Source organism: Pelomonas sp. V22 (assembly GCF_030014915.1).
GTDB lineage: Bacteria > Pseudomonadota > Gammaproteobacteria > Burkholderiales > Burkholderiaceae_C > JAUASW01.
On record NZ_JAGIXS010000001.1, the window covers coordinates 1,105,630 to 1,126,053 of the forward strand.

Here is a 20,424-nt window from a genome sequence, read left to right on the forward strand (position 1 = left end):
GTTCAGACGGCCGCTTCGTCCGTCTCACCCGTACGGATGCGCACCACCTGCTCCACCGGCGTGACGAAGATCTTGCCGTCGCCAATCTTGCCGGTCTTGGCGGCCTTCAGGATGGCGTCGATGCAGCGGTCAACCTCGTCGTCCTTGACCACGACCTCGACCTTCACCTTGGGCAGAAAATCCACCACGTACTCGGCGCCACGATAGAGCTCGGTGTGGCCCTTCTGGCGGCCAAAGCCCTTGACCTCGGTGACCGTCAGGCCCGAAGCACCCACCTCGGCCAGCGCTTCGCGCACCTCGTCGAGCTTGAAGGGTTTGATGATGGCGGTGATCTGCTTCATGGCGTTGGGCTCCGGCGAGTGACTGGGGGTTGGCCTGGATTTAAGCACGGAACCTGGACGTGATCGGGTAGCGCCAATCGCGTCCGAAAGCCCGGTGGGTGATGCGGATGCCCACCGGCGCCTGGCGGCGCTTGTACTCGTTGAGCTTGATCAACCGCGTCACCCGCTCGACATCAGCCACGGCATAGCCGGCGGCGACGATATCGCTGATCGAGCGGTCTTCTTCCATGTACATCGCGAGGATGGCATCCAGCACCTCATAGGGCGGCAGGCTGTCCTGGTCCTTCTGATCCGGACGCAATTCAGCCGAAGGCGGCCGCGTGATGATGCGCTCGGGAATGACCGGGCCGATGGTCCCGTCCGCACGCATCGTCGGCTGCTGGTTCTTCCAGTTGGCGAGGCGGAACACCAGCGTCTTGGCCACGTCCTTGATCACGGCAAAGCCCCCGGCCATGTCGCCGTACAACGTGCAGTAGCCAGTCGCCATCTCGCTCTTGTTGCCGGTGGTCAACACGATGGAGCCGAACTTGTTCGACAGGGCCATCAAGAGCGTGCCGCGGATGCGCGCCTGGATGTTCTCCTCGGTGGCATCAAGCGGCAGGCCTTGAAACTCGTCGGCCAGCGTCGCGTTGAAAGCCTCGAACATCGGCACGATGGATTTTTCGTCGTAGCGAACGCCCAGGCGCTCGGCCATGTCGCGCGCATCGATCCAGGAGATATCGGCGGTATAGGGCGAAGGCATCATTACCGTCCGCACCTTGTTTGCGCCCAGTGCATCGACGGCGATGGCCAGCACCAGGGCCGAGTCAATACCGCCGGAGAGGCCGATCAAGGCGCCCGGGAAACCGTTCTTGCCGAGGTAGTCGCGCACGCCCAGCACCAGCGCGCCCCAGACCTGCGCTTCCATTTCAGGCACAGGCACGAGTTCGCCAGAAGGCGTCGCCTGCGCATCGAATTCGATCAGCGGCATCGCCTCTTCGAACATCGCAGCACGGCTGGCCACGCGGCCTTCGCGGTCCAAGGCGAACGAGGCGCCGTCGAACACCACCTCATCCTGGCCACCGACCAGATGTGAGTACAGCAGCGGCAGCCCGACATCGCGCGCGCGCTCGGCCATGCGCTGCTCGCGCTCCTCGACCTTGCCGACATGGAAGGGTGATGCATTCAAGACGCACAGCACCTCAGCGCCAGCAGCCCTTGCGGCACGGGCTGGCTCATCGAACCAGGCGTCTTCGCAGATCAGCACACCAAAGCGCCGCCCCTCGACCTCAAACACCAGTGGCTCCTCGCCCGCATCCCGGCCCGAGACGAAATAGCGGCGCTCGTCGAAGACCTGGTAGTTCGGCAACTCGCGCTTGCAATAGGTGCGCAAGACCTGCCCCCCTGCGAGCAGTGAGGCCGCGTTGAAGCGACGCGGCACGCTCAGGCTGCGCGACCTAAGATCGCCCTCGCGTTGATAAGGATGCCCCACCACCACATGCAAGCCCTCGCAATCGGCCAAGGCCGTCGCAATGCCCTTCAAGGCTTCGTCGCAGGCCTCGATGAAGGCCGGGCGCAGGAGCAGGTCTTCGGGCGGATAGCCGCACAAGCTCAGTTCGGGCGTCAGCAGCAGTTTCGCGCCGGCCGAGTGGGCGCGGCGGCCCCATTCCACGATCTTGCCGGCATTGCCTGCGAGGTCACCGACAGTGACATTGATTTGCGCCAGCGCGACTTTCAGGGACATGGATTGGGAGCATGAAAACTAGCTCGGAGAATTATGTCATCCGGGTTCATGCCGACCCGGCCGAGTTGCCATTGCCCGCCTGGAACGCCCTGCTCGGAGCCCAGGCGCAGCCCACGCCGTTCATGCGGCTTGAATACCTGCAGGCGATGCATCAGTCCGGCAGCGCCACGGCGGACACCGGCTGGCAGCCGCAGTTCATCGGTATCTGGGAAGGCGATGAGCTGCTGGCGGCCTGCCCCGTTTGGCTGAAGTCGCACAGCTACGGGGAATACGTGTTCGACTGGGCTTGGGCCGATGCCTACCGCCGCCACGGGCTCGAGTACTACCCCAAGCTGCTGGTGGCCGTGCCGTTCACGCCCGTTCCAGGCAGCCGGCTGCTGGCTCGCAATGACGAGGCGCGCACCCTCCTCGTCCACGCCCTGCGAGCGCTGGCCGAGCAGCTAGGCCTGTCCTCGGTCCATTTGCTGTTCGGCACCCCGCTGGACCACGCCGCTGCCGAGGAACAGGCCTGGCTGCAACGAGAGGGCGTGCAGTTCCACTGGACGCAGCGCGAGCCCGAGCCCTTCGCCGCCTTCCAGGATTTTCTCGCCGCGCTACAGCGCGACAAGCGCAAGAAGATCCAGCAGGAGCAGCGCCGGGTGCGCGAGGCTGGCGTGAGCTTCGAAGCCCTCGAAGGCGCGGCCATTGCCGAACGGGATTGGGACTTCTTCTACCGCTGCTACCAGCTCACCTACCGAGCGCACCACAGCACGCCCTATCTGACGCGCGACTTCTTCCGCCTGATGAGCGAAACGATGGCCGCGAACTGGCTGCTCTTCATCGCCAGGCGCGACGGCTTGCCCGTTGCGGCCTCACTCCTCGCCCTGGACCCCGGACGTGGCGCCGCCTTCGGCCGCTACTGGGGCGCCGTCGAGCCCATTCCCTGCCTGCATTTCGATGCCTGCTACTACCAGCCGCTGGCCTGGTGCATCGAGAACGGCTATCGCCGCTTCGAGGGCGGCGCCCAGGGCGAGCACAAGATGGCGCGCGGGCTCTTGCCGGTGTCCACGCAGTCTTCACACTGGCTGGCTCACCCCGACTTCAGCGATGCGGTGGCCGAGTTCCTGGCCCGCGAGGGTCAAGCTATGCGCGGCTATGTGAACGAACTGGAAGAGCACCAGCCCTTCAAGGCAGGGACCCTCGCCCCGGATACGCAATGAAAAAGCGCCCTCAAGGGGCGCTTGAGCTTTCAGCGCGAAAGCGGATTACTTCTGCTGCGCCTTGGCGTAGTTTTCCAGGCCGGCGACGATCTCGGCCTTGGCCGACTCGGGGCCTTCCCAGCCCTGCACCTTGACCCACTTGCCCGGCTCCAGGTCCTTGTAGTGCTCGAAGAAATGCTGGATGGCCTTGAGACGCATCTGGTTGATGTCTTCGGGCTTTTGCCAGTGGTCGTAGATCGGCAGGATCTTCGAGGTGGGCACGGCCAGCAGCTTGGCATCGCCGCCGGCTTCGTCGTCCATCTTCAGCACGCCGATGGCGCGGCAGGTCACCACCACGCCGGGGGTCAGGGCGAAGGGCGTGATCACCAGCACATCGACCGGATCGCCGTCGTCCGACAGCGTGCGCGGGATGTAGCCGTAGTTGCACGGATAGTGCATGGCCGTGGTCATGAAGCGGTCGACGAAGAGCGCACCGCTCTCCTTGTCCACTTCGTACTTGATCGGGTCGGCGTTCATCGGGATCTCGATGACGACGTTGAATTGCTCGGGCGCCTTGGCGCCGGGGGTCACGTTGTGCAGGCTCATCGCGGTTCTTCTGTAATGCCAGGGGAAACCCGAATTCTACGGTGCCCGCTTGCCCTGTCCTGACGTGGCGCAAACCCAATCTCGTTTACCCGCATTTCGCTGGTAAACACGGGGCCGATCCTGGGGCGGCTTCCTTAGCATGCGCCGGACGACCTGGCGGCCCTCCGACTTGGGCGGAATGACTGCAGGCGTGAGTTCCCAACGGAAGAGACAACCGAGGAGACCTGTTCATGTCGACAGATGTAGCGCTGTATTTCGCGCTGGCCTGTGGCGTCGCCGCAGTCATATATGGATTCGTTCAACGCAGTTGGATCCTGAGCCAGGACGCCGGCAATGCCCGCATGCAGGAGATTGCAGCGGCCATCCAGCAAGGTGCTGCGGCCTATCTGGCCCGGCAGTACAAGACGATTGCCGTCGTGGGCGTGGTGCTGGCGATCCTGATCGCCGTCTTCCTGGACAAGACCACGGCCGTGGGCTTCGTCATCGGCGCCGTTCTGTCGGGCGCCTGCGGCTTCATCGGCATGAACGTGTCGGTCAAGGCCAATGTACGCACGGCACAGGCCGCCACCAAGGGCATGGCACCGGCGCTGAGCGTCGCCTTCAAGGGCGGCGCCATCACCGGCATGCTGGTCGTGGGCCTCGGCCTCTTGGGTGTCGGCCTGTTCTTCTGGCACATCAGCGAGGGCGGCAAGCACATCGACTCGACCTCGCTGAAGCCGCTCTTGGGCTTTGCCTTCGGCTCCTCCCTGATCTCGATCTTCGCCCGCCTGGGTGGCGGCATCTTCACCAAGGGCGCTGATGTCGGCGCCGACCTGGTGGGCAAGGTGGAAGCCGGCATCCCCGAGGATGACCCGCGCAACCCGGCCGTGATCGCCGACAACGTGGGCGACAACGTCGGCGACTGCGCCGGCATGGCGGCCGACCTGTTCGAGACCTATGCCGTGACCCTGATCGCCACGATGGCGCTGGGCGCGCTGATGGTGGCGGGAGCGGGGGCCATCAATGCCTTGATCTACCCACTCGTGCTGGGTGGCGTGTCCATCCTCGCCTCCATCATTGGCTGCAGCATGGTCCGGGCCAAGCCAGGCATGAAGAATGTGATGCCGGCGCTGTACACCGGCCTCGCCTGGGCCGGCGGCCTGTCGCTGATCGCCTTCTACTTCATCACCCAGCGCCTGTTCCCTGACGGCCTGACACTGACCAGCGGCACCGTCGTTTCGGCCAACGCGCTGTTCGGCGCCTGCGCCGTCGGCCTGGTGCTGACGGCCGCCATGGTCTGGATCACCGAGTACTACACCGGCACGCAGTACCAGCCCGTCAAGCACATCGCTGAAGCCTCGACCACCGGCCACGGCACCAACATCATCGCCGGCCTGGGCGTCTCCATGCGTTCCACCGCCTGGCCGGTGCTGTTCGTCTGCGTGGCCATCCTGGTGGCCTACAAGCTTGGCGGCCTGTACGCCATCGCCGTGGCCGCCACCTCGATGCTGAGCATGGCCGGCATCGTCGTGGCCCTGGACGCCTACGGCCCCATCACCGACAACGCCGGTGGCATCGCCGAGATGGCAGAGCTGCCAGACAGCGTGCGTGCCGTGACCGACCCGCTGGACGCCGTGGGCAACACCACCAAGGCCGTGACCAAGGGCTATGCCATCGGCTCCGCCGGCCTGGCCGCCCTGGTGCTGTTCGCCGACTACACGCACTCGCTGGAAGGCCGCGGCTTCTCGGTGGCGTTTGACCTGAGCGACCCGAACGTGATCGTGGGCCTCTTCATCGGTGGCCTGATCCCCTACCTGTTCGGTGCCATGGCGATGGAGGCCGTGGGCCGCGCTGCGGGCTCGGTGGTGGTGGAAGTGCGCCGCCAGTTCAGCACCATCAAGGGCATCATGGACGGCACGGGCAAGCCCGAGTACGGCACGGCCGTCGACATGCTGACCACGGCCGCGATCAAGGAAATGATCGTGCCTTCGCTGCTGCCCGTGATCGTGCCGGTGATCGTCGGCCTGGCCCTGGGCCCGGCAGCGCTCGGCGGCCTCTTGATGGGCACCATTGTGACCGGCCTCTTCGTGGCCATCTCGATGTGCACCGGCGGCGGCGCCTGGGATAACGCCAAGAAGTACATCGAAGACGGCCACCACGGCGGCAAGGGCAGCGAGGCCCACAAGGCGGCAGTGACCGGCGACACCGTGGGTGACCCGTACAAGGACACCGCCGGCCCGGCAGTGAACCCCTTGATCAAGATCATCAACATCGTGGCCCTCCTGATCGTGCCCCTGCTGCCGATGACGGCGGCCAGCACCAAGGCGGCAGCGCATGAGCCGATGGCCGTCGCGGCCAGCGCCCCGGCGGCCATGGAAGCGGCTTCCGCTCCGATGGCTCCTGCGGCACCAGCTTCGGGCGCTTCGCAGTAACACGCGCTTTCGCCTGACCCGACCTGAACAGCCCCTTCTAGGGGCTGTATCTATTTCTGGGCCCTTGTTCTCGGGTGAAAATACGTCCCATGTCCTGGAGAGCCCTGCGTGATGAATGAAGGTCTGGCCCTGTCGCGCCACGCACTGGCCCGCCGCCAGAACGCGCTGGCCGACCTGCGCCGCTACCTGGCCATCCAGGAGCAGGACTACCAGTTGCTGCGCGCCACGCTGCTGCAGTTCATGCAGCGCTACCAGGGCGAGCTGGGCTCGCTGTACCAGGAGCTGGACCATGTGGAAGGCCAGCTGCAGCGCATCGTGCTCGGCCTTGGCGGCGGTGACATCGCCCCGCCGCCCAAGATCACCCACGCCGCCATGCCGGCCCTGGCTGCGCCCTTGCCGCCGCCCCCGGGCCTGCCGCCCGAGCCCAGCGCCTCTGGCGCACCCGGCGAGCCGCCCAGCCTCAAGCAGCTGTACCGCCGCGCCGCCATGCGCCTGCATCCCGACCGCGTGCTCGGCGAGTCCGAGCGCCAGCGCACCCTCGTGAGCATGATGGCCGTGAACGACGCCTATGCGCGTGAAGACCGCCAGGCGTTAGAGAACCTCTTGATTGCCGCTGGCGAAGACGCCGTGCGTGTGAGTGGCGAGAACATGCAGCCCCGGCTGGATTGGCTGCGCCGCGCCGAGCACATCGTGCAGGAGCGCCTGAGCGTCGTGCAACTGCGCCAGCGCCAATTGCAGGAGCATCCCTTGAACCGCCTCTGGCAGGCCGTCAGCAAGGCCGAGACCAAGGGCTTGCGCCCACTCGCCGTGATGGCCAGCCGCCTGCGCAGCCAGATCTCCGAGCGCCGCCGCGAGCTCTACATCGGGCAGCGCCTGCAACCGGGCTCAACGCTCGCGCAGAACTTCCTGAGCGAGCGCCGCATCCGGCTGGAAGCCTGAGCCGGCCCGTCCCCAGCGTTCAGGCGCCGCGCGGATCGCCCTGCAGGTAGTGTCCGAAGACCTGCAGATAGGCCTCCGAGCTGCGGTCCCCGAGCTTGCCGTCCTCGCGCAGGAAGATGCCCGGAAAGCGGTTCAGGAACTGCTGCAGTTCCAGCGCGCCCGGCAACATCTTGGACGGTGAGTAGCGCAGCGCCCCGCCGCTCTTGGCCAGGGCCTCGGCCAGCTTGGCGTCCTTGTCGGTCGCCGCATGCGAAGCGGCATCGACCACGCCGAGCTCGGCCAGCCGGCGCAGCAAGGCGGCCGCCCCTACCTGCTTGCTGACCGCCGTGGGCGACCAGGTGCCATCCTGCACGTACTTGCCCCGGCTGTAGTGGCTGGTCATGCTCCACAGGTAGGGTGTCTTGCACTCCGGGTGGTAGCTGCGATAGCCCCAGCCGTTGTAGCCCTCCCATTTGTAGAGAATGCCCGGCACGCTCCAGTCGCTCCAGCTGTCGTACTTCTCGAGGCGCAGCGCATCGTTCGCGCTGTCTTCCCAGCTGAAGGGCGGCGTGCCCTGCTTGGGCCGGCCCGCCGGCACCTGCACGGTGCGCGCGGTCAGCGGGTCGCCGTTGTGCAGGTGGCGCTTGAAGTCGAGGCCGCCCTCCATCGCGTGCAACACGGCCACCACATACCAGGGGATGCTGAGCGGATCGGCCACGCCGCGATAGCGCGCCTCGCCATTGCGCATCTGCTGCGCCATCTGGTTCAAGAGCGTCTGGCGCTCGGGTTGGATCTGGCAGCTGTCGAACAGCTGCTGGTACTCGTTGCGCAGGGCGGTGGTCAAGCCAGGCATGCAGAGCTCCGTAGGAAGGCCCGGCAAGCATGGTGCAGCGCCCGCCCGGAGCGCATCCCTAACTCAGGGGTGGCTCGGCACCCTTCAAGGCCTGCAGATCGTCCAGGGTGTTGATATTGGCAAAGGCCTGGGCGTCCTCGAAAGGCACTTCGACGCAGCGCTGCGAGCGCGCCCAGAGTTCAAGCTTGCGGCGACCGCTGACCACATAGTCTTCGAGACCGGGGCGCACGCTGCCCTTCATCAGGCAGAACACGGGGTGCCGCCGCAGCGTGCCGTCCGCCTCGCGCGTGATGGGGATGGCGAGTTCGGCGCCACTCGCCTGCAGCGCCGCAGACAGGCGCGCCACCAGGTCGAGCGGGAACAGCGGCGAGTCACAGGGCACGGTCACGAGATAGGGCGTGCGGCACAGGTCCAGGCCGCTCAGAAAGCCCGCAAGCGGTCCGGGATAGTCGGGTTCCGCATCGCTGCAGATCGGCGCGCCCAGGGCCGCGTAGCTACTCAGATTGCGGTTCGCGCTGATCAGCAAGGCGCCGACCTGCGGGGCCAGCCGCTGCAGCGCATGCTGGGCCAGCGTCCGGCCTCGGTAGGGCTGCAAACCCTTGTCCCGGCCGCCCATGCGGCTGCCCCGCCCGCCGGCGAGCAGCAATCCGGTGATCGAGCGTGGATCAATGCTGGCGGGCATGGTGAGGCTGGTCGCTTGACACGCTGCCGATTGTGGCCGATCAAGGTGGCCGTGCCGCGACTTGCAGGACACCCTCCCCTAAGCTGACGGGCCCCAAAATGGACGCGCCGACCGGCAAGGCGTGAGCTCACCGCAGCAGAAGCGCCTCCACGATCTCCACCGACAAGCTCACCGGCCCCGCGCGGGTGCAAGCAGCAGCGCCCGCCGCCATTGCGAATTGGAGATGTGACTGAACGGGCCCGACCGGCCGCGTCAGCAGGCTGAACAGCAGGCCGGCCATCGAAGCATCGCCGGCACCGACCGTGTCCACCACCTTGATCGCCGGCGGCCTGGCCTCACATCGCGCGTCGTCCTTGAGCAGTTCGCCGCCCTGGGCTCCGCGCGTCACCATCAGCCAGGCCTGGGGATTCCAGGCGCGCAGTTGCGCGACACCCTCGTCCACGGAGCGGCCGGGGAAGAGGCCCAGCAGGTCTTCGTCGGACACCTTGATCACGTCGGCAATTCGGCACAGCCGTTCCGCCGCGCCGGCATAGCCGGCCGCCAGGGCCGCGCGGAAATTGGGGTCGTAGCTGACCCGCTTGCCATCCCGCTTGAGCGCCTCCGCGAGCTCGAGCAATCGCCCCGCCAACGGCTCACGCGCCAGGCTGATGCCGCCGAAATGGGCCCAGCGCAGCGCCTCTCGCCAGCCCTTTGGCAAGCGGGCCGGGTCGAAGTGCAGGTCCGCGCTGTCGTCACCCACGAAGAAGTACTGGGGCGGACGGGTCTCGTGCACGATGGCCAGCAAGGGCGCCTTGTCGAGCTGCTGAACGTAGCGCCGATCCAATCCCGCCTCGACACTCGCGTTCACGAGGGACTGACCGAACACATCGCGGCTGACGGCGCCGGCAAAGGCGCTCGCGACGCCCAGGCCTTGCATGGCGCGCGCCAGATTCCATGGCGCGCCGCCGTCGCAGCTCCGCCAGTGGCTGGCGTCCACGCGGATCAGATCGGTCAGCGCCTCGCCGAAGGCAACGAAGCCGGGCAGCGGACCCACGCTCATCGCCGCGCCTCCAGCACGTTCAGCAGCTCGTAGCAGGCGCCCATGGTGTGGTAGTCGGTCTTGCCGGCGGGACTCTTCTCGTCGCTATAGGCGCTGTTGTCGGGCTTGAGGATGCGATACCAGGCGCCGTGTTCATGGTCCACGAAGTGCAGCCAGCTGTAGCGCCACAGGCGCTCGTAATCAGCCCAGTACCTGGAATCGCCGGTCCGCGCTGCCAGCAGTCCGGCGGTAGCCAGGCTCTCGGCCTGGACCCAGAAGTACTTGTCGGCATCGCAAATCTCATGCTCGGGGCCGAAGCCGTAGAACAGCCCGCCGTGCGCGCCGTCCCAGGCCGCCTGCATCGCCGTGTCAAACAGCTCGCGGGCACGCGGCAACAGCCAGTCACTGCCCTGCTGCAGTTGCGCGCCGTGGCGCTCCAGGATCAGCAGCAGCTTGGCCCATTCGGTCAGGTGGCCGGGCTGATAGCCCCAGGGACGGAAGATGTTGCTCTTGTCGTCGCGGTTGTAGTCCCAGTCCACCGACCAGTCGGCGCGGTAGTGCTCCCAGATCAAGCCACCGGCCAGCGCTGCCTGGCGCAACGTGATGTGGCGAGCCAGCGTCTCTGCGCGATGCAGGTAGCGCTGCTCGCCCGTGGCCTCGAAGGCCGCCAGCATCGCCTCACAGGCATGCATGTTGGCGTTCTGCCCGCGGTAGGCAAAGAGGGTCTGCCAATCGGCGCTGGCCTCGTCGGCATACAGACCGGCCGAAGGCTCCCAGAAGCGCGTCTCCATCAGCTCCCAGGTCTCGTCCATCCAAGCCTTTGCTCCAGCTACGCCCGCCATCAGTGCATGGGCATAGGCCAGCATCACGAAGGCGAGGCCATAGGCGTGGTTGGTGCCGTCCAGCACCTCGGCACGACCGCCTTCCCAGCGCAGCTGCCAGCAGTAGCCACCGGTGGCCGGGCTGCGATGCGCCTCGCGCAGAAAGGTGAGGCCATGCATCAGGGCCGCACGGTCATCGGCACGGCAGAAGCGGCGCACGGCCATCGCGCAGTTGAAGACGAAGCGTGTGCTGCTGACGAGGTGGCGGGTCGTGGCGTCGTAGACCGTGCCGTCGTTCATGTAGAAATGGAAGAAGCCGCCGCTGGCATCTACGCTGCGCGGACGGTAGAAGTCCATCGTGTGGCGGATGTGGGCATCCAGCGTGCCGGGATCACGGAAGTCAGGGTAGTTCATCGTCACTTCAGCGTTTGCAATCGGTTCAGCAGCAGCTCGGCCATGTGCTGGTGGTCGCCGGCGTCGGGATGCGAACCGCAACCGCCTCCATTGAGCTTGCCCCAGTCCAGCAGCCCGACACGCACATGGCCAGCGGCCAGTTGTTCATCGAGCAGGCGCTGGACCAGGGGCCGCAGCTTGTCGCCATTGCCGGGCAAGGGCAGGCTCAGCATCAGGATGCGCGGGTCGCCATAGCGGGCCCGCACCGATGCCAGCAAGCTGCGATAGGCCTGCAGGAACTCACGCTCCAGCGTCGCGGCGTCACGCGGCTCGCCGTCCTTGACCGGCGTGGAGAAGTCATTGGTGCCGAGACCGATCACCACGGTCTGCGGCAGCCAATCCGGGGCGGGCTGACTGGCCGGGTCGGTCTGCAAGGCCCTGGCGTAATGCGTGCCATGCGTTTCGTTCGGCACGCCGCCGGCCCAGTTGCGCACCAGGCCCATGCCGGACTTGGCATGGATCTGCCACTCGGCGCCCAGGCTGCGTGCGGCGAGCACTGCAAAGCCCTGGGTGATGTCGGTCCGGGCGCCGATCTCCGGCCCGGTGCAGGCCCGGCCGGGCGAGACATTGCCCATGGCCGCGGTGTAGGAGTCGCCGATGAACTCGATGCGCTCGGCCGGCTTCGGCAGCGGCGGCAGAGCCTCGGCCTCCGCTGCCAGCTCGAAACCCAGCACCCGCGCCACATCGCGCGGCGACTCGGTCCGCTTCACCAAGAGGGCCTGGTGCTCGCCCGGCGGAAGATCGCGCAGCCAGACAGTGCGCGGCCCGCTGGCCGGCGCGATCTGCAGGCGCGGCTGTCCGTCGATCTCCAGCACCCAGTGATTGCCCGCGTCGTCCAGCCGCACGCCCACTGCATCGCCACGGAAGCGCAGCCGCCAGTTCACGCCGGGCCAGGTCGACAGCCAGCCGCCGTCGGCCTGCTCGACCATGCGACCGCTGGTCTGCACCAGCGCCTTCGGCACGGGCTCGGCCAGCGCCGCCGAAACAGGCAGTGCGAGCACCGCTGCCCAGCACAGGAGTCGGATCTTTGGGGTCACTGTGTCCTCAATGAATGCTGAATTCGTTCCGCAGCAGAGATCGCCGCCTTGAGTGAGTCGTCCAGCTGCACGGCTCCGTCGCCCGCCAGCTCCACGACGACCAGATAGCCCTGGTCCGAGCCCCCGGCGCTGAAGGCCTGCGCCAGGCGCAACTGGTCGCTGGCAAGCAAGCGACCGTCGATGTCGCTCCAGCGCTCGGCCGTCACCAGGCACCCCGCAGACGGCGTGCCAGGGAAGTAGGGTTCGCCAGCGTAATAGGCCGGGTTGATCGTCGAGCCATGCATCAGGATCTCGCTCCGCCCGGCCTGGCCGGCGAGCCAGGCTTCGCGCAGCGCCGGTCGCCAGGCGAGCGGAATGAGCGCGTTGTAGACGGCCTCGCTCCAGGCCCGGCCGCGCTCGGGCTCATGCAGGAATTCGGCCACGCTGGCCTCCATCGGCAGCATGGACTGCAGGTAGGGCGTCGGCCCTATCCAGGGGTTGCTGGCCGTGCCCGCGCCGCGCACCGTATAGAGCCCGCTTGGCGTATTGCCGAAGGTGATGGTGCCGGGCAGGGCGCTGCGCGCGAGCGCCAGCTGCGCGATCTGCAGGACCTGGCCGTCCGTGCCGCGCTGAAAGCGCCCGTCGGCGCCGCGCACCAGGGCCAGGCCCATGCGCTCGCGGCCGGGCCGCTGCAGGCTGAAGACCACCGGCAGGCCGCGCTTCAGCGGCGCCGCGAGCAGCTCGGCAAGCTCTGGTTTCGCGTTGACGGGAATCGGCGACAGTGCGCCTTGCAAGGCCTGCAGGCGCGGGTCCTCGCAACAATCCTGGCGCTCGCGCAGCGCTTCTCGCAACAGCGGCACCGCGGCCGCATCGGCCTTCAGGATCGTGTAGGCAGCGATGGCGAATTCGCGCGGCTCGGCGAGCTGCGGCAGCAGCGGCCACAGCAGCGGCGCGGCCTCCTTGGCATACAGCGTGTGCGCCGCCGTCAGCAGCGCGCGTTGGTGTTCCGGCGGCTGCGCAGCCAGCTCAGGCAAGGCGGCCAGCAAGGGCGCCCTGCCCGCCTCCGCCTCGATGTTGAAAAGCATGATGGCACTCATCGCCGTCGGCAGCTGCGCGGGATCGGCCAGGCGCGCGGGCAGACGAGCGCGCTCCTGCGCCAGCATGATGCTCTCCGCCGCATGCGCGGCAGCGGGCCAGCGGAAGTCCTGCGTGCGATAGGCCTGCAGCTCCGCGGGGCTGTGACGCTTCTCCGGCGCCGCGCAGCCGGCCACCAACAGCAGCAAGCCAAGGGTCGAGATCAGCTTTTCCATATCCAAGCCTTGCGTGTGCAAACCCAGGTCAACGCGGCCACCGCGCCGGTGAACAGGACACCCTTGGCGAGGCCCTGCCACCAGTTGGCGTTCAGGCTGCTCCAGGCTGCGTGAAGGCCCGTCAGGTGCAACAGCGGCAGGATGACCAGGCTCCCCGCCACATAGGCCAGCAAGGGATTGCGGCCCTGCACGGCCAGCCCGTTTGAGAGCCGCGCCGGCGCGCTGCGCAGTGCCAGCAGGGCGAAGAAGGCCAGGCCGCTGCCCACGGCGTAGTAGCTGAAGGTGGAGCTGTCCTTGCGGATGCCCCCCTCCAGCGCCTCCAGCGCCAGGCCCAGCATCAACAGATACCCACCCGCCAGCAGGCAGCGCCGATTGAAGATCGCGTCACACGGCAGGCGCCACGCCATCAGCGCCAGCAGGCCGGCGCTGAGCAGCAAATTCGCCAGTGGTTCCCGCGCATAGAGCAGGCTGACGTTGGCCACGATCAGCAGCAGGGCCACAGCCCCCCACCAGCGTGGCGCGGCGGCGCCCTGCCCCTGCTTCAGCCATTCACCGGCAAACATTCCGGGCACCAGGATGAACAGGTACTTCAGGTAGTAGAACTGGTAGGCCCAGGGGGCCGGTGTGAAGGTGGCCACTGCCGCGTTCCAACTGCCGCTGAGAGCCCGACCGAGCAGCAACGCCGCCAGCAGCGGCAAGAGCGCCAGGCGCAGCACCGGCCGCCGCCGTGTGAACCACCACAGCAGCCCGCCAAACAAGGCCATGTCGGCCAGCACCAGCAGGATGATGTCGCTCTTGCCCCACTGGAAGCCGGCCCCGCCATGGAAGGGCAGCGTGGCGAGCAAGCCAAGGCTCAAAGCCCAGGCAGCCCCCTTCAACCAGCGCGCGGCAGGCGCCAGCAGCAGACCCAGCAGAACGAAGGCCGACAGCGCCAGCGACTGCGCCATCCAGCCCGGCAGCGCCGACAGCTGCTCCGCCTTCATGTGCTGTGTGAACAGGGCAAAGAACAGCAGCAGTGCAAAGCGCCTGACGATGAGCGTCAGCGCCACAAGATCGCTCTTGAGCGAGGCAAGCGCCAGCGGCAATGCGGCGCCCATCGCGAACAGGAAGAAGGGAAAGACGAGGTCCACCCAGGTGATGCCGGGCTGCGTCGGCACGAACTTGTGCAATGGCGGCGGCACCTGGGCATGGAACATCCAGCCCGGCAGCGCATCGCCGAAGGCAATGCTGCCGGACAGCACCATGCCCAGCACGGCCACGCCGCGCAAGGCATCGAGCAATGCATCGCGGGGCGCCGTCACAGCACCTGCCTCCAGAGCAGCGCCAGCAGCTTTTCTTCCCAGGGAGAGAAGCTGGAATAGCGACCGTGCAGCGCATTGCCATCGCCACTCGTGCCGCCCATCGCATAGATCACGCCGATCTGCCGGCGCGGCTCGAAGATCATGCCGGACAGCAGGCCATAGGCCTCACCGAGATGGCCCCAGGCCTGCAGGCCGCCGCCAGGCACGAGGCGGTCGCCCCAGGACGCCCTGCTGCGGTCGATGAAATGCTGCAGCCCCAGCCCCCACGCCTGGAACAGGCCGTCGAGGTTGTTGCCATTGCCCATGCTTTCATCGTGACGCCATTGCTCGCTGAGCAAGGCATCCACGCTGGACCGGCGCAGATACCGGTGGCCGCGATGCAGCCCGCCCGCATTCAGCATGGCCATCACCGTGGCGAGGTCGCGGACGCGCGTGCGCAACCCACCTTGTGGACCAAACAGCGCACCTCGGCTGCCGAGCGGGTAGTGAGCCGGGACCGGCGCAGGCTTGGGAGCGACCGTTTGGAAGTCGTCCGCCTGTGGCACCCAGTGTCCACGCTCGTCCTGTCGATACAGCGTCGCAAGATTGGCCAGTTGGAAAGGGGGCAACTGGCTGGCATCGAAGCTGCCTTGCATGCCCAGCGGTGCCAGCACCTCCTCTTGCATCAGGCGATCAAAGCGCATGCCGCTGGCCCGCTCCATGACGCAGGCCAGTACCACGTAATTGAAGTTGCAGTATTCGAAGTGCAGACCCGGCGCGGGCCCGGACCAGCGCAGGCCGCGCGACACCTGCTCTTGTAGCGTCAGGCTGGAATCGGCGTAGCTGTCACCGTCGTCGAGCAGGCTGCTGCGGTGGCTCAGCAGCAGGCGCACGGTCAGGGCGCACTTCGGATGCTGCGGATGACGCAGTGAATAGCCGAGCAGTTCGCCGATGTCTGCATCCAGTGCGAGCCGTCCGCCCTCGACCAGGCGCATGGCCGCCAGCGCCACGACCAGCTTGGACACCGAGGCCATGCGGAACAAGGTGTCCGAGCTCGCCGGCAGGTCTCGCCCCTTGCCGGTCGGCGCGATATGGCGGCGTCCCACATGGCCCTCGAACACTGTCGTGCCCTGCCGCTGCACCAGCACCGAGAGGCTGGCCAGCGGGTAGGTCTTGTCGTCGAGGATGGCCTGCAGTTCGTCTGCCTGCGCGAATGCAGGCACAGCGCCCAGCAGCGGCAAGGCGAGCAATCGCCGCCTGTCCAGGTCGGGCCGGTAAGGAATGGTTCTTCGCGAGAGCATGAGCTTCTCCTGGCGTCGGGGCCAGGCCTTGCGACCCGGCCCCGGTGCCTCATCAACGGAAGTTGTAGGAGAGGTTCAGACCCACGGTGCGAGGCGTGCTGTAGATCATCCGCGTGCCCATGATGGTGTCACCCAGGCTTTGCACCGAGACCTGCGCACGCGTGTTGGCAATGTTCTGCACCCACAGCGTGGCCGACCAGTCGCCCATGTAGACGCCCACATTGGCGTTGTAGAGCGTGTAGGCCGGGTAGAACAGCGGCGGCGTCTCAGAGACCGAGTCGGTGCGGTCATTGCCGATCTTGGCCACGTAGCGGGCCGAGAGGCCGGCCGACAGGTCGTAATCGCCGAACACCGTGGTGTTGTATCGGACGCCGAAGTTGTGCTTCCACTTCGGCGCGCCGTTGAGCTGACCACCAGCCTCCCAGACGCGGCAGTCCGGTCCGTCCGGATCACCAGCGCTGCCCGGACGGTTGTTCGCCGCGTAGGTGCACTTCTGCTTGGTCGTCACCCACTTGGCGCGCGTGGTGGCCGAGCTGTAGTTCAGCTGCCAGTTCTCGTTCACGCGATAGCGCGCGCTGAACTCCAGGCCTTCCGAGCGAGCGTTGGGGCCATTGACCGTGCCGTTGAGCGGGAAGTCGATGCCCAGGCCGAAGGGATCAGGCAAGCCCTGCGAGTAATAGGTCTGTACGTTCTTCCAGTCGATCCGGTAGACGCTGGCTTGCAGGTAGAGCTGGCGGTTGAACAGGAAGCCCTTCAGGCCCAGCTCGTAGTTGTCCGTGGTGTCGGGCTGGTAGGACTGGGTGTCGGCGGCGACCAGGCGATTTTGCTTGGGGAAGTCGCGGAAGCTGTTGTTGCCACCGCGCCGGAAGCCCTGCGAGTAGGTGGCATAGCCCAGCAAGTCCTCGGTGAACTGGTAGCTGCTGTTGAGCTTGAAGTAGCTCTTGTTGCTGCCCTCGGACTTGCTGTTCGTCTTTGTGTCAGCCAGCTCGCCGGCGTAGTCACGGATCAGCGCATTGCCCTGGTCGCTGTAGCTGAACATGCGGCCGCCAGCCATGACGCGCCATTTGTCGGTCAGCGCGTAATTCAGCTCGCCGTAGACGGCAGTCTCCTTGTAGCGGCTGCCCAGGTCTTCGGCATAGCCGGAGTCGGTCTTGCCGCCGACAGCCGGCCTGTTGATGCCGTAGAAATCGCCCTGCGCCGGCAGCTTGTCGATGCCGGGGAAGATTTCGTCGAATCGCCAGTTGCGGTTCTGCGTCGTGCTGAAGGCGCCGACGATCCAGTTCAGCGGCCCCTCGCCCTTGGAGGTCAGGCGCAGTTCGCTGGATGTGCCGCTGTAGCTGTTGTCATAGGTCATGTACAGCGAGTTGTTGGACTTGCGCACATTGCCGGCGGTGAACCAGTTGTAGAAGGCATTACCCTGGCTCGCATAGTCGGCCTGCCCGGTGCGCGCATCAGCAAAGCGCGAGCTGTTGACATGCAGCTTCGCCCAGCCCAGGTCCCAGTCGAGGTCGAGGCTGTCGAGCTTGAAGTCGCGGTCGGCCCATTCGGGATAGCGCGACAGGATGGTGTGGTCGTCCACCACGAACGGCGTCTTCGCGCGGTCGGTGTAGATGCAGGCCGTGCCCGAACAAGGCGAGAGGTTCAGGCGCCAGGCGGCATCGATCTCCGCCGGCGTCTTCGCGTTGGCGATGCGCACCGGATAGAGGCTGGCGCCGCTGGTGCCGTGCGCAAGCTGGCTCTGTTCTGCATGCGACAGCGTCAGTTCCAGGCCAGGCTTCAAACGCCACAGCAGCGCGATGCGGCCGCTGTTGGCGCGCTGCCAGTCATCGTCCTTGTAGACATTGGTCTGGGGATCCGGCTGGCTCGTCCAGGCCCAGGTGCCCGTGCGCCACGGCGGGTTGGACACGCGGTCGGTGTAGCCCTTCTCGTTCAGCCGCGCGAAGGAGCCGCGCAGGGCCAGGTCCTCGCCGAGCGGCAGGTTGAACATGGCGTCGGTGTCGTTCGACAGTCCGCCGTACTGCGTCTGGTAGATCGAGGTCGACAGGCGCGACTCGGCCTTGCCGAGCTTGGGCTTGTTGGTCACGTAACGGACCGTGCCGCCGAGGCTGCCGGCGCCATACAGCGTGCCCTGCGGGCCGAGCAGAGTCTCGACGCGGGCGATGTCCTTGATGCGGTAGCCGATGTTGGGCAGCATCGTGTCGTCCATGTAGTACGACAGCGTGGAGCGCACGAACTGCTCGAGGTTGTTGGCATTGACGGCCGAAACGTTGAGGCCCCGCACGGTCACCGAGTCGGCAAAGCGGGCGCTGTTGCCCGGTGCACTGATCGCCTCGCTCTGGCTGATTAGCTTCTTCAAGTCGGTGATGTTCTCTTCGCGCAGCTGGTCTTCGGTCAGGGCCGAGACGTTGTACGGAATGCGGTGGGCTGCCTCGGCGCGCTTGCCCGAGGTGACAGTGACCGTCTCCAGCTTCTCGGTCGGCTTGCGCTGGGTCTTGTTGGCCTCTTCAGCCTTCTGGTCTTCCGACTTTTCGGGCTTGACCTGGGGCACCGGGGTGGGCGCTGGCGCAGTCTGCGCAGCAGCGTTGACGCTCAAGGCGAACAGGGCTGCCGCAGCAGCAACGGGTGTCATCTTCTTAGCAAGGCTCATGATGCGAATCTCTCGGGTCTGGATGCAACCTACCGGGCCGCACTCGTTGGAGCAGCGGCACACCGGCGCTGACGAACAACGCCGCACCTGCATGGGCGCGGCGAGGCAGCGCGCCGGCACACGGCACGCTGCCTGGAGCGCTGCAGCTAATGCTCCAGACCAGACCGCACGGCATGGCTGCTGAGGCAGCAATGGCGCCATGCGATCACTTCGCGTTGAACCTTCAAGTCAGGCTCCTCGTCAGCTTCGGTCTAGCGCCGAGCTGAACCAGCTCGCCACCGACTCGGTGCGTGTGATGGCCGTGCCGACGGTGACGGCCCAGGCCCCGAGCGTGATGGCCTTGGCGGCCTGCTCCGGCGTGTTGTAGCGGCCCTCAGCCATCACCCGCGGATGCTCGCGGCTGAGCGCAGCCAGCAGCTCGTAGTCGGGCTCGGCCGGCACCTCGCCGCCGGTATAGCCCGACAGCGTGGTGCCAACGATGTCGAAGCCGAGGGCGGCGGCAGCGCGCGCGTCGTCCAGGCTGGAGCAGTCGGCCATGGCCACCGCCCCGCTGGCGTGGATCGCCACCAGCAAATCGCGCACGGAATCGGGGCGCTGCCGCGCCGTGGCATCGACTGCGATCACGTCGGCGCCCGCCGCCACCAGGGCCTGCACATCCTCCTGCAGCGGCGTGATGCGAACCGGCGAATCCGGCAGGTCGCGCTTGACGATGCCGATGACCGGCGCCGAGATGCCCTGCCGGACCCGCGCCACCCGCGCCGCGCCTTCGATGCGCACCGCGCAGGCACCGCCATGCAGCGCCGCCTGGGCCAGGCGCAGCACGACCTCGTCATCGTCCAGCGGACCTTTCTCCACCGGCTGGCATGACACCACCAGCCCCCCCTTGACGCTGCCGTCCAGCGACTGCAACTTCGCCAGCCGCTGCTGCTGAGCCTGCTCAGTCAAGACCAGGCTCCTCGCCATCGCGCAGCACATTGACCTCGAAGCGATAGCGGTCGGCGCGATACAGGCTCTTGCCGTACTCGACGACCTCGCCCTTGTTGGAGTAAGCCGTGCGCTCCACCAGCAGCGACGGCGAGAAGGCCGGCACTTCCAGCAGCTCGGCTTCCTCGACCGTGAGCACCGTGGCCTGCAGTTGCTGGTGGGCCGAACGGATCTGCAGGCCGTAGTGCTTGTCCAGCAACTCGTACAGCGATCCAGACTTGAGCGTAGCCGGATCAAAGTTCGGCAACCGGGACTGCGCCAGGTAGACGGTTTCCAGCGCCATGGGCTCGTCGTTGGCCATGCGCAGTCGGCGGATCTCCACCAACGGTGAGCCCGGCATCAGCTTGAGCCGGTTGGCCAGCTTGGCCCCCGCGCCGACCACCGCCGTGGACAACAACTCACTCGACGGCTGCAGACCGCGCGCACGCATGTCTTCTGAGAACGAGATCAGCTGCGGGCGCTTCACCACCGGCTGCCCCGACACGAAGGTGCCGGCGCCCTGCTTGCGATTCAACAGCCCCTCCGCCTCCAGCTCACGCAGGCAGCGGCGCAAGGTCTCGCGCGCGACGTCGAAGCGCTCGCTCAGCTCGCGCTCGGGCGGCAGGCGACCACCATCGCTGTTCTGCTCGATCAGTCCCAGCAGGTTCTGCCGAAGCTGCTCGCGCTTTTGTGCTCTGTCCATTGCATTCCTTGTCGACCAATCCAGGCTATTGGTTCATTTTTGGTCTAAATCTTGATCGATCGGGAGACTAAAGGCCCCGAATAATCTAGACAACTAGGGTAGATACCCAGCCGAAATGACCAATCTCGGCTGGTTTTCGTCGACCAATTGTGTACCATTAATAGACCAAATTCATAGGCCAGCCTTGTCTTACAACGACT

Annotated in this window: 17 protein-coding genes; 3 read left to right on the plus strand and 14 right to left on the minus strand. The window is 66.6% G+C overall.

The annotated features are described in order from the left end of the window. Positions 1-2: 2 nt before the first annotated feature. Both J7U46_RS05015 and J7U46_RS05020 read right to left on the minus strand, forming a co-directional pair. Positions 3-341, minus strand: a complete 339-nt coding sequence (locus J7U46_RS05015) for a P-II family nitrogen regulator (RefSeq protein WP_233369985.1) — start codon at positions 339-341, stop codon at positions 3-5. A gap of 40 nt (positions 342-381) precedes the next feature. Next, a complete protein-coding gene (locus J7U46_RS05020; protein ID WP_282823722.1) occupies positions 382-2,064 on the minus strand; it encodes an NAD+ synthase in 1,683 nt (560 codons plus the stop codon). Between the two features lie 11 nt (positions 2,065-2,075). Between J7U46_RS05020 and J7U46_RS05025 the strand changes: the two genes are divergently transcribed. Then, a complete protein-coding gene (locus J7U46_RS05025) occupies positions 2,076-3,263 on the plus strand; it encodes a GNAT family N-acetyltransferase (RefSeq protein WP_282823723.1) in 1,188 nt (395 codons plus the stop codon). Positions 3,264-3,308: 45 nt separating this feature from the next. Here the strand turns inward: J7U46_RS05025 and ppa are convergent, their stop codons facing one another. Next, positions 3,309-3,848: an inorganic diphosphatase gene (gene ppa / locus J7U46_RS05030; RefSeq protein ID WP_282823724.1), complete on the minus strand. Its 540-nt coding sequence runs from the start codon at positions 3,846-3,848 to the stop codon at positions 3,309-3,311. A gap of 230 nt (positions 3,849-4,078) precedes the next feature. Here ppa and J7U46_RS05035 point away from each other — a divergent pair, with 230 nt between their 5' ends. Together J7U46_RS05035 and J7U46_RS05040 are read left to right on the plus strand one after the other, a co-directional pair. Beyond that, complete coding sequence (locus J7U46_RS05035; RefSeq protein ID WP_282823725.1) at positions 4,079-6,259, plus strand: sodium-translocating pyrophosphatase; 2,181 nt, start codon at positions 4,079-4,081, stop codon at positions 6,257-6,259. 111 nt (positions 6,260-6,370) lie between these two features. Beyond that, positions 6,371-7,198, plus strand: coding sequence for a J domain-containing protein (locus J7U46_RS05040; RefSeq protein ID WP_282823726.1), 828 nt, complete (start codon positions 6,371-6,373; stop codon positions 7,196-7,198). Positions 7,199-7,217: 19 nt separating this feature from the next. Here J7U46_RS05040 and J7U46_RS05045 read toward each other — a convergent pair whose 3' ends face one another. The 11 genes from J7U46_RS05045 to J7U46_RS05095 form a co-directional block, all read right to left on the minus strand. Further along, complete coding sequence (locus J7U46_RS05045; protein WP_282823727.1) at positions 7,218-8,030, minus strand: hypothetical protein; 813 nt, start codon at positions 8,028-8,030, stop codon at positions 7,218-7,220. 58 nt (positions 8,031-8,088) lie between these two features. Continuing rightward, positions 8,089-8,712 (minus strand): molybdenum cofactor guanylyltransferase MobA, encoded by a 624-nt coding sequence (mobA, locus tag J7U46_RS05050; RefSeq protein ID WP_282823728.1) that lies wholly within the window; start codon positions 8,710-8,712, stop codon positions 8,089-8,091. A 127-nt stretch (positions 8,713-8,839) separates the two neighbouring features. Next, entirely contained in the window at positions 8,840-9,751 is a 912-nt protein-coding gene (locus tag J7U46_RS05055) for a carbohydrate kinase (protein WP_282823729.1), read from the minus strand. Beyond that, the gene (locus J7U46_RS05060) at positions 9,748-10,965 is read right to left on the minus strand and encodes an AGE family epimerase/isomerase (RefSeq protein ID WP_282823730.1); all 1,218 of its coding nucleotides are present in this window, start codon (positions 10,963-10,965) and stop codon (positions 9,748-9,750) included. The genes J7U46_RS05055 and J7U46_RS05060 overlap by 4 nt, the downstream gene beginning before the upstream one ends. Before the next feature lie 2 nt (positions 10,966-10,967). Beyond that, positions 10,968-12,041, minus strand: a complete 1,074-nt coding sequence (locus J7U46_RS05065) for an SGNH/GDSL hydrolase family protein (RefSeq protein WP_282823731.1) — start codon at positions 12,039-12,041, stop codon at positions 10,968-10,970. Further along, positions 12,038-13,330: a hypothetical protein gene (locus J7U46_RS05070; protein WP_282823732.1), complete on the minus strand. Its 1,293-nt coding sequence runs from the start codon at positions 13,328-13,330 to the stop codon at positions 12,038-12,040. The genes J7U46_RS05065 and J7U46_RS05070 overlap by 4 nt, the downstream gene beginning before the upstream one ends. After that, entirely contained in the window at positions 13,318-14,631 is a 1,314-nt protein-coding gene (locus J7U46_RS05075) for a DUF5009 domain-containing protein (RefSeq protein ID WP_282823733.1), read from the minus strand. Before J7U46_RS05075 ends, J7U46_RS05070 begins: the two co-directional genes overlap by 13 nt. Continuing rightward, complete coding sequence (locus tag J7U46_RS05080; protein ID WP_282823734.1) at positions 14,628-15,911, minus strand: serine hydrolase domain-containing protein; 1,284 nt, start codon at positions 15,909-15,911, stop codon at positions 14,628-14,630. The genes J7U46_RS05075 and J7U46_RS05080 overlap by 4 nt, the downstream gene beginning before the upstream one ends. 52 nt (positions 15,912-15,963) lie before the next feature. Continuing rightward, complete coding sequence (locus tag J7U46_RS05085) at positions 15,964-18,558, minus strand: TonB-dependent receptor (protein WP_282823735.1); 2,595 nt, start codon at positions 18,556-18,558, stop codon at positions 15,964-15,966. A gap of 240 nt (positions 18,559-18,798) precedes the next feature. Further along, positions 18,799-19,503 carry a putative N-acetylmannosamine-6-phosphate 2-epimerase gene (locus J7U46_RS05090; protein WP_282823736.1) on the minus strand — a complete coding sequence of 235 codons (705 nt, stop codon included), beginning with the start codon at positions 19,501-19,503 and terminating at the stop codon, positions 18,799-18,801. Continuing rightward, positions 19,496-20,224: a GntR family transcriptional regulator gene (locus J7U46_RS05095; protein ID WP_282823737.1), complete on the minus strand. Its 729-nt coding sequence runs from the start codon at positions 20,222-20,224 to the stop codon at positions 19,496-19,498. Before J7U46_RS05095 ends, J7U46_RS05090 begins: the two co-directional genes overlap by 8 nt. Between the last annotated feature and the right edge of the window lie 200 nt (positions 20,225-20,424).

Coding starts and splice junctions, on each gene's coding strand:
- J7U46_RS05060 (WP_282823730.1), bottom strand. CDS start 10,965: ATGAACTACCCTGACTTCCGTGATCCCGGCACGCTGGATGCCCACATC.
- J7U46_RS05085 (WP_282823735.1), bottom strand. CDS start 18,558: ATGAGCCTTGCTAAGAAGATGACACCCGTTGCTGCTGCGGCAGCCCTG.
- J7U46_RS05095 (WP_282823737.1), bottom strand. CDS start 20,224: ATGGACAGAGCACAAAAGCGCGAGCAGCTTCGGCAGAACCTGCTGGGA.
- J7U46_RS05055 (WP_282823729.1), bottom strand. CDS start 9,751: ATGAGCGTGGGTCCGCTGCCCGGCTTCGTTGCCTTCGGCGAGGCGCTG.
- J7U46_RS05015 (WP_233369985.1), bottom strand. CDS start 341: ATGAAGCAGATCACCGCCATCATCAAACCCTTCAAGCTCGACGAGGTG.
- J7U46_RS05020 (WP_282823722.1), bottom strand. CDS start 2,064: ATGTCCCTGAAAGTCGCGCTGGCGCAAATCAATGTCACTGTCGGTGAC.
- mobA (WP_282823728.1), bottom strand. CDS start 8,712: ATGCCCGCCAGCATTGATCCACGCTCGATCACCGGATTGCTGCTCGCC.
- J7U46_RS05045 (WP_282823727.1), bottom strand. CDS start 8,030: ATGCCTGGCTTGACCACCGCCCTGCGCAACGAGTACCAGCAGCTGTTC.
- J7U46_RS05070 (WP_282823732.1), bottom strand. CDS start 13,330: ATGGAAAAGCTGATCTCGACCCTTGGCTTGCTGCTGTTGGTGGCCGGC.
- J7U46_RS05025 (WP_282823723.1), top strand. CDS start 2,076: ATGAAAACTAGCTCGGAGAATTATGTCATCCGGGTTCATGCCGACCCG.
- J7U46_RS05040 (WP_282823726.1), top strand. CDS start 6,371: ATGAATGAAGGTCTGGCCCTGTCGCGCCACGCACTGGCCCGCCGCCAG.
- J7U46_RS05035 (WP_282823725.1), top strand. CDS start 4,079: ATGTCGACAGATGTAGCGCTGTATTTCGCGCTGGCCTGTGGCGTCGCC.
- ppa (WP_282823724.1), bottom strand. CDS start 3,848: ATGAGCCTGCACAACGTGACCCCCGGCGCCAAGGCGCCCGAGCAATTC.
- J7U46_RS05080 (WP_282823734.1), bottom strand. CDS start 15,911: ATGCTCTCGCGAAGAACCATTCCTTACCGGCCCGACCTGGACAGGCGG.